Source organism: Actinoplanes utahensis (assembly GCF_016862455.1).
In the GTDB taxonomy this organism is placed as follows: domain Bacteria; phylum Actinomycetota; class Actinomycetes; order Mycobacteriales; family Micromonosporaceae; genus Actinoplanes; species Actinoplanes utahensis.
In genome coordinates this window covers 23,913-31,368 of the sequence record NZ_BOMZ01000080.1, presented here as the reverse complement: position 1 = coordinate 31,368, position 7,456 = coordinate 23,913, and the positions used below count along the sequence as shown (strand labels likewise).

Annotated in this window: 10 protein-coding genes; 4 read left to right on the top strand and 6 right to left on the bottom strand. The window is 69.2% G+C overall.

Features of this window, described 5'->3' with window-relative positions; genetic code table 11:
* Positions 1-150: 150 nt before the first annotated feature.
* Positions 151-423: a hypothetical protein gene (locus Aut01nite_RS27700; RefSeq protein ID WP_152628558.1), complete on the bottom strand. Its 273-nt coding sequence runs from the start codon at positions 421-423 to the stop codon at positions 151-153.
* Positions 424-821: 398 nt separating this feature from the next.
* Here Aut01nite_RS27700 and Aut01nite_RS27695 point away from each other — a divergent pair, with 398 nt between their 5' ends.
* The 4 genes from Aut01nite_RS27695 to Aut01nite_RS27680 all read left to right on the top strand — a co-directional run bounded on the left by Aut01nite_RS27695 (position 822) and on the right by Aut01nite_RS27680 (position 3,286).
* Positions 822-1,148, top strand: coding sequence for a GAF domain-containing protein (locus Aut01nite_RS27695; protein WP_152628559.1), 327 nt, complete (start codon positions 822-824; stop codon positions 1,146-1,148).
* A 165-nt stretch (positions 1,149-1,313) separates the two neighbouring features.
* Positions 1,314-1,616, top strand: coding sequence for a CorA family divalent cation transporter (locus Aut01nite_RS27690; protein ID WP_236642596.1), 303 nt, complete (start codon positions 1,314-1,316; stop codon positions 1,614-1,616).
* A gap of 250 nt (positions 1,617-1,866) precedes the next feature.
* Complete coding sequence (locus tag Aut01nite_RS27685; RefSeq protein WP_052163388.1) at positions 1,867-2,529, top strand: GAF and ANTAR domain-containing protein; 663 nt, start codon at positions 1,867-1,869, stop codon at positions 2,527-2,529.
* Between the two features lie 37 nt (positions 2,530-2,566).
* A complete protein-coding gene (locus Aut01nite_RS27680) occupies positions 2,567-3,286 on the top strand; it encodes a GAF and ANTAR domain-containing protein (protein ID WP_043523703.1) in 720 nt (239 codons plus the stop codon).
* 407 nt (positions 3,287-3,693) lie between these two features.
* Here Aut01nite_RS27680 and Aut01nite_RS27675 read toward each other — a convergent pair whose 3' ends face one another.
* From Aut01nite_RS27675 to Aut01nite_RS27655, 5 genes are all read right to left on the bottom strand, one after another.
* Entirely contained in the window at positions 3,694-3,888 is a 195-nt protein-coding gene (locus tag Aut01nite_RS27675) for a hypothetical protein (RefSeq protein WP_204037706.1), read from the bottom strand.
* Positions 3,889-4,311: 423 nt separating this feature from the next.
* On the bottom strand, positions 4,312-4,722 hold the full coding sequence (locus Aut01nite_RS27670; protein WP_152628561.1) for a hypothetical protein: 411 nt from the start codon (positions 4,720-4,722) through the stop codon (positions 4,312-4,314).
* Between the two features lie 291 nt (positions 4,723-5,013).
* A complete protein-coding gene (locus tag Aut01nite_RS27665) occupies positions 5,014-5,655 on the bottom strand; it encodes a hypothetical protein (protein ID WP_052163435.1) in 642 nt (213 codons plus the stop codon).
* 5 nt (positions 5,656-5,660) lie between these two features.
* On the bottom strand, positions 5,661-6,053 hold the full coding sequence (locus Aut01nite_RS27660; RefSeq protein ID WP_152628562.1) for a hypothetical protein: 393 nt from the start codon (positions 6,051-6,053) through the stop codon (positions 5,661-5,663).
* Positions 6,050-7,453, bottom strand: coding sequence for a nitroreductase/quinone reductase family protein (locus tag Aut01nite_RS27655; RefSeq protein ID WP_063958733.1), 1,404 nt, complete (start codon positions 7,451-7,453; stop codon positions 6,050-6,052). The genes Aut01nite_RS27660 and Aut01nite_RS27655 overlap by 4 nt, the downstream gene beginning before the upstream one ends.
* Between the last annotated feature and the right edge of the window lie 3 nt (positions 7,454-7,456).

The following is a 7,456-nucleotide window of genomic DNA, read 5'->3' as shown; positions in this document are numbered from 1 at the left end:
CCGACGCCGTTGAGAAAATCTAGTCAGTTCGGCATAGATTTTTTGGGCTCCTGCGTGCCTGTTCCGGGTGAGCATCGAACCCGTCGCGGCACCGCGCCCCAGGGTGCGTGCCGGCTCCGGCGTCCGGGCAGGTGCCCGCCCGGGTGGGGCTCAGTGTGAGGTCACGCGCCGCTCGTCGGATGCGGCAACCTCTTCGGCGCTGCTGACGGCCCAGCGTTCGGTGCGACTGTCGTAGAGGATGATGCTGCCGTCGAACAGGACGATCCGGTCGCGATAGCTGTCCGGGTCCGCAGCGGTGGTGGCCTCTTGATCGAACTCCGCAAGCGCGGGAATGACGTCACCCAGCAGGATCGCCATCGTCATGGACGGTTCGTCGAAGGCGCGGTTGAGTTTTTCGGCGACCTCGTGCGCGGTGGCGGTCATCATGAGTCCTTCGTCGTGCGCTGGTAGGTGCGATTGTGGTTCCGGTGGCGGCCGGTCCTGTGCCCGCGATGGGCGCCACTCATGCGCCGTGCGCCCACGGATGGTTCCCGACGGGTCGACTGCCGCCGTTCATGACTTTCCCGCGATGGTGTCACGTGCGGACCTTGCGGCCGCTCGACAGGCCGCACCCGCGTCGGTGCGGTCAGCCGGTCCGTCGTGGCTCTTGTCCCTCGTTCGAGTCACCGGCGGAGGTTGTCACCTTCGTAAGCGGCGGTAGGCCGTTGGTCCGGGGAGCGCGGGAAAGGAGTTCGCCGGGAGGCGGAGGATCCCCTGTCTCGGCGGGATGCCGGCCCTACGGGCCGGACATCACCGGGCTGTGTCGGGCGAGCGGGGCACTGATGTCCGGCGTCGCCGGTATGGGCCTGTCGGCCGGTCCTCCCGGGGCGGTTCCCAGCGTCCGGTTCTGCAGCGACACGGCCAGCTCGCGGCTGGAGTCCGCGCATCTCACCCTGGACGAAGGCCCGTGCCGGGACGCGACCGCGACGCGGCGGCCGGTGCTGGTCGCCGATCTGGCGGTCGAGTCGTGGCGGCAGCGCTGGCCGTGGTTCACCCCGGCCGCGTTGAAGGCCGGGGTGCGGGCCGTGTTCGCGCTACCCCTGCACGCCGGCGGGGGTACGCCACGACGGTGCCGTCGACCTGTACCGACACACACCCCGACCCGCTGAACAGTGCCGATCAGCTGGCGGCGACCACGTACAGCGACTGACAGTCACCGAAGTAGGACGATGCCACGATGGCGTACGTATCGCGGTCACCGGCGAACTCGACATGGGGACGGCGGCCACGCTGCACCAGTGGCTGTCCGAGATCCTCGGCGACCGTCCCGCCCGATGCCTGTAGCTGGACCTGTCCGCTCTCGAACCACCGAGTGGACCGAGTCACTACGCGATCTGGTCGCCACGACCGCCGAGACCAACTCGACCATCCAGGCCAACCGGATGAATCTGATCATGAAGAAGGTCACCAGCTGGGCGGCGATCATCGCCGTGCCCACCGCGATCACCGGTTTCTACGGCCAGAACCTGCCTTACCCGGGCAACGGAACCCACTGGGGCGTCCTGGTCTCCACCACCCTCATCGCCGTAATGTCCACCCTGCTCTATGCCGTCTTCAAACACCGCGACCGGCTGTAACCGCTCGGATCAGAATTAGAAGCCCCATGCCGCCCGGAGAGGCGACGCCCGGCCGGGGTCGCTCGGTAGTGGCGATGTGACGTCCTCGATTCTGCGGTACGGTTCGCTCAGTCAGCGGCACGTTGACGTTCCCTGCCCCGGACCCCGGCAGCCTCCTTCTCGTGAAGGGTGCGGCCATGCTCGGCGCCGTGGGCGACCTCGCGTACATCCCTGCTCCCCGGCCCGCTGGGCGGCGGTGATCTGCTTGTCGATGGTTCCGGAGCCCGCTGATCCCGTCGTCGCCCGGCTGTGCCGGCTCTGCGAGCGCGCGGCCAGTTCCCTGTCCGCGGCAGGCGCGGGCTTGTCCGTGTTCGCCCAGGACAATCAGTTCAGCTTGCTCGCCGCAGCGGATCCGGCCAGCGAGCGCCTGGAAGAGCTGCAACTGGTGCTCGGTGAAGGCCCGTGCATCGACGCTGCTGCCGACCGGCGGCCGGCGCTGATCGCCGACCTCGGACAGGTGGCACCTACCCGCTGGCCGCTCTATGCCGACGCGATGCGCGACGCCGGAATCCGCGCCATCTTCGCCTTCCCGCTGCAGATCGGGGCCGCGCAGCTCGGCGTGCTGGACTTGTTCCGGGCCGAGCAGGGTCCGCTGTCCGGCACCGAGTTGCGCCGCGCGTTCGACCTCGCCGGCGAGGCGGTCACGATCCTGCTCGACGGCCAGGAACAGCGCGGCACCGAACGGACCGACGACGTGATGGCCGGACCGTTCGAGTTGTTCCAGGCCCAAGGCATGGTGATGATCCAGATCGGCGGGACGCTCGCCGAGGCGATGGCCCGGATCCGCGCCCACGCGTACGCCGAGGACTGTCGGTTGATCGATGTGGCTCGCGAGATCCTCGCGGGTGACCTGCGGTTCGACCGCGACCAGTGAACACGGTGACGAGATGTCGGATGCCTGGGAGGCACCAATGAGTACGGTATCCGCCGAACGGCTTTCGAAGATTTTCGTCGAGGTCGCTGACACGTTGGTGGATGACTTCGACCTGCTGGACTTCCTGCACATGCTCACGGTGCGCACCGCAGACCTGGTCGGGGCGTCCGCGGTCGGGCTGCTGCTGGCCGACCAGCGTGGCCGGCTGCAGTTCATGGCTGCCTCCGACGAGCGGGCCCGGATCCTGGAGATCTTCCAGGTGCAGGCCAGCGAAGGTCCCTGCTTCGACGCGTTCCACACCGGTGAGCCGGTGCTCAACGCGGACCTGCAGTCGGCGGGAGACCGCTGGCCGGACTTCACCCGCCACGCCCTCGCCGCCGGCTTCCGCTCCGTGCACGCGTTTCCGATGCGGGTGCGCCGCGAGGTCATCGGCGCGCTGAACGTCTTCGGCAACACGGTGGGTGGCAACTTCGACGACGCGGACGTGCATGTCGTGCAAGCGCTCACCGACGTGGCCACGATCGGCCTGCTGCAGGAGCGAGCCATCCGGCGCGGCGAGGTACTCACCGAGCAGTTGCAGGGCGCCCTCAACAGCCGGATCGTCATCGAGCAGGCCAAAGGGGCCATTGCGCAGGCACACGGCGTCTCCGTCGACGCGGCATTCACCGCGCTGCGCGGGCACGCCCGCCGCAGCAACCGCAAGCTGACCGACGCCGCCCAGGACATGCTCACCGATCCCGGCAGCTGGGCGCCCTGACCTGGCACGCGGGCGTAGCCGAACGAGAGGCCGAACCCGGGTGGTGAGCGGCCGGGCGGCAGAAGGGCGAGGTGGATGCGACCGTTCGAAGCGATGCTGTCGGTGGCCAATCTGATCGGATGGCAGGCAGTCCTCGCGTACGCGCTGGCATTGGCGTTGCCGGGAGCCTTACCGGTGTTCCACTTTCCGGCACCCACCGGGCACTACGGCATCGGCACTGTGACCTACCACTGGGTGGATCGGAGCCGGCCCGAGCTTTTCACCGCCGACCCGGACGAGTGCTCCCGCAGACGTAGCGGACGGGCTGGCGCGGCACGGGTCACCGCGCGAAGCCGCCACCTGTTCGCCATGGCTGACGGGCGGATGACCAGGAGCTCCTGCGGCGGCTCCGAGTGCATCCTCCTGGGCTATGCGTTCTGGGGAATGCGGTCGGTCGAGGTCAAGGCGTCCGGGTCGATGTCGAGGTTTGCCAGCAGGCTGCTGTTCTTGCCGGTGTCGACGATGTCGGGCAGCGCGCGTTCGAACCAGTCGGCGCGTGCGGATTTGCCTCGGGACCGAAGTATGGAGACGATCTCGGATCTTCTGACATGTGTGGCGGTCATGACTGTTCCTCTTCTGGTGGTCGGGCCGGAACGCTACGTCGCCTGTCGGAGACTTTCGTGGCCGGGCGTCCGGCGTGGTCAATGAAGTGAGCCCGGGCCGATACGGCTTTGACGTGGATGCCATCGAAAGCGTCCGGGACGTCGCCGAGAAACTGCGACCGACGGTTGCCGCCTCGGTCCACTTGAGATGGCGTAGGCGGTTGTCCTGTCCAGTCTACGGCGAGCCTCGCGAGGACTTCGCTGCTGTCATACCCCCTGTACCGGGCATGAAGCGTTGCGATCGTCGTGCTGTGGGAGCAGTCGTATGCCGTCGTGGCGGGGGGCCACGAGCCGAAGGCGCGAGCAGCGCCATTGTAGGCCGTCCCCGTGTTCCGACCCCGGCCGCCTCGAGCTCGATCTTGCTCGGCCTGCTCCCGGCGCCCGTCAGCCGACGGACGGACTTGCCGCCGCGGCACGTGCTTCGGTCATGGTGGTGTACAGCGGCAGGCGGTGAGCGCCGATGCGCCGCAGCCGGATCTGCAGGATTGTCGCCGTTGGCAGGCACAAGGCGAGTCGGACCGGCGGCCGAAGGGCGTTCGCGGCGCGTCGTGCGGCCAGCCACAACGGCAGGCTGGCGGCGTCGTCGTCTTCCATGCCGTGCAGGTCGATGATGATGATGCTGCTGGGTCGGTCGGCGAAACAGTCGCGTAGGGCGGCTGTCACGTCCAGGCCCAGCCGGTGTGACCACGAGCCGTGCACCGCTATCTCGGCCACTGCGGTGGCCGGGCCGGTGGTGCCGACCGTCGTCAGTACCGCCTCGGGCGGCACTGTTGTGCCTGGCGGGCGTGCTGGCATGGGAGAGCCTTTCCGGGCATCGTGCGGCGGCGGTGTCCGGACATGGACTCGCAGCCTCGTGCAGCGGACGTCGAAGAGACGGGAGGTGAACAGCCCTGCGCCGGTGCGCCTGCTCACGGACGCCGGTACGCGGCGTCGGAGCGGTCACGGCGGGAAGAAGGACACGACTGCTCCCCACGACATGACGCACCGGGCGAATCCGGATGCGCTACCGGGGTCTGGGGCAGCAGATGACGGCGGACGGACCACCGTTTCACCACCTACAGTAGCGGCTTTTGCCGGGTATGCCGGTCACCCGGAAGAGGTCGCACGATGGTGGCGGAAAGCGTTGCGCCGGGCGGCTACGACCAGGCCGGCCTGCCACCCGGGTGCGCGGCCGTGGGCGGGTGGGCGAATGTTCTCCATCCGGTGGCCGCTGGCGGCGAGGAGCCAAGCGGTCAGGGAGTTGGAGTTCCACATCTCGCCGGTACGGGCCTCGTCGCGGCCCCAGACGAGCGTGGGGACGAGCGGTGCCAGGCGTAACACTTCCCGCGCCCGGGTGGCGTCGGCGCTGACGAGGTGCGGGCCGGCGACGGCCTCGGCCAGGTCGGGGATGGTGCCGTCGCGCCACCGCCTGATCTCGTACCGGAACAGTGGTGAACGTCCGAGGAGCCGGGCACCGACCGGGCCTTCGCGCACGACTCCGCGATCCGTGTGGAGGCCGCCCAGCACCGGGGTCATCTCGATGACGAAGCGTTGCGCGCCCAGCCGTACCTGCAGTGCGGAGTGGTAGAGGTCGCGCCCGGGTCGATGCTGGTGACGTGCTTGCAGGGCTTCGAAGATGCGCCCGTTGAGGCGGATGCAGTGGCCGCCGGCGCCGAGCGGCAGCCAGTACAGCGTCACGTCGGCGGGCAGCGATGCCTCATCGCGGACCTGGACGGGACTCGACGGCATCATGATCAACGCTCGGCGACGAGCCGGCGCGCCCGCAGCGCACGCGCCCACCAGGGACGAGCCGGCACGGCAGCGCCGCGCATCGGCGGCACGGGCATCCCTTTGAGGCTGACCCAGCCGCCGGGGCCCATCGTGACCGATCGGATCGCGGAAGGCCGTCGTACCGCGACGGCGACGGCGATGGTGACCGCGGTGAGTGCCACCGCGGTCAGGGCGGTCACGACGATGCGGGTGACATCGACGGCCGGCTGGAAACGGATTCCTTCCGGCGTCATCACGTACGCGCCGACTGTCTTCCGTCCATGGCGTATGGGCACGACGGTGAGGTGGTCGAGCGCTACGGGTCCGGCGCGACGGTCACGGTCGTGAGTGGTCGCGGTGTCCGTCAGGGGCGTCATGCGGTGCTCGTCTCCAGGTGGGTGGGCGGGACGGTGTCCCGAGCGAGTGTGTGGGAGCGTGCCGGGTGCCGCCGGAACAGCGGCCGGTAGAGGTAACAGGTGATCGTGGCGAGCAGTGCCGTCATCAGCGCCGAGCCGATGACGGTGGTGGCGGAGGCGTCCGGGTCGTTGCGGCCGGTCATGGTGATCGCCATGCCGGTCACCGAGGCGCCGATCAGGGTGTAGGCGCCGACCAGCGTGTACATCGGTTTGCGGGCCCACTGCCGACGGCGCAGGGCGCCGATGCCGACGGCGAGTGCTGCGGGGACGACGATGCCCAGGTCCATGAATTTGACCAGCCAGAACGCGGTCGGGCTGGACAGGTACTGCACACTGGTCGGCTGGTCGCGCATCGCGTCGGCGAAGTTCGGCAGGTGCAGGCCTACGACGACGAACGCGGCGATGGCCAGAAGCACGATCCCGGCTGTACGGTCCGCGCCTGCGGAGGTCGCCGGGAGCTCGGCCGGTGGGGTGCTGTGCCAGGCCCGGATGGCGAGCGCGGCGGCGAGCAGGAACACCGCCAGCATCAGCGGGAAGAACCGTTCGACGTTGCCGGGCCACCGGAGGAACTCGTTGCCGAGGATCAGCTGTGTGTAGGTGTAGACCACGAATATCGACGGGGCCAGGGCGAGCAGGGGCGCGGCCGGATGCCCGCGCAGCGCCAGGATCCCGACCGCGACGGTGACCGGGGCGACGACGGCGAGCGCGGCCGCGTCACCGCCGATGATCTGGTTCAGGCTCGTCGAGGAGGTGCGGTAGCGCAGTACGCCCGACACCAGCGGCCCGAGCACGGCTACGGTCGCCACCGCCGTACCGAGAAGGATCAGCCCGGCGCCGAGCAGCCGGCTTCCCGTGCGTACCGCCGCGGGTTGATCCTTCTGTTGCGAGGGATCGTGGGTGACGTGGAAGACCGGGTATCGAGCGGCCACCCGGTCGAAGTCGGGCAGCGGCGCGCGCTGGTCGACGGCCATGTGCGGCCGGGCTCCGGGAGCGACAGCGAGATAGCGGCGCAGAATGGGCCCGCGCTCACCGGCTGCGACGTCGGTGAGCAGGACGTTCTCGGATGTCCCGTGATGGATGACGGCGCGACCGCCGGCGGCTCGCACGTTGGCCACCCAGTTCGCGTGAACCCCCAGCATCGACACGAGATAACGCTCGCCCTCATGGTCGGCGACGACGAGCGGGAAGGTCACGGGCATGCCGCTGCGGCGTCCGAGAACCTCCAAGGTCACCCAGTTGCGGGGCGCCAGCTTCCCGGTACGGAACTGCAGAGCGGATATGCGGTTCAGGATGCGGGCCAGCCGGTTGGGGCGGCCGTGCCGGTACAGCCAGCGGGTGAACCGAACGCGGATCGCAGTCACCGG

Coding starts and splice junctions, on each gene's coding strand:
- Aut01nite_RS27695 (WP_152628559.1), top strand. CDS start 822: ATGTCCGGCGTCGCCGGTATGGGCCTGTCGGCCGGTCCTCCCGGGGCG.
- Aut01nite_RS27700 (WP_152628558.1), bottom strand. CDS start 423: ATGACCGCCACCGCGCACGAGGTCGCCGAAAAACTCAACCGCGCCTTC.
- Aut01nite_RS27675 (WP_204037706.1), bottom strand. CDS start 3,888: ATGACCGCCACACATGTCAGAAGATCCGAGATCGTCTCCATACTTCGG.
- Aut01nite_RS27660 (WP_152628562.1), bottom strand. CDS start 6,053: ATGACGCCCCTGACGGACACCGCGACCACTCACGACCGTGACCGTCGC.
- Aut01nite_RS27680 (WP_043523703.1), top strand. CDS start 2,567: ATGAGTACGGTATCCGCCGAACGGCTTTCGAAGATTTTCGTCGAGGTC.
- Aut01nite_RS27690 (WP_236642596.1), top strand. CDS start 1,314: ATGCCTGTAGCTGGACCTGTCCGCTCTCGAACCACCGAGTGGACCGAG.
- Aut01nite_RS27665 (WP_052163435.1), bottom strand. CDS start 5,655: ATGCCGTCGAGTCCCGTCCAGGTCCGCGATGAGGCATCGCTGCCCGCC.
- Aut01nite_RS27685 (WP_052163388.1), top strand. CDS start 1,867: ATGGTTCCGGAGCCCGCTGATCCCGTCGTCGCCCGGCTGTGCCGGCTC.
- Aut01nite_RS27670 (WP_152628561.1), bottom strand. CDS start 4,722: ATGCCAGCACGCCCGCCAGGCACAACAGTGCCGCCCGAGGCGGTACTG.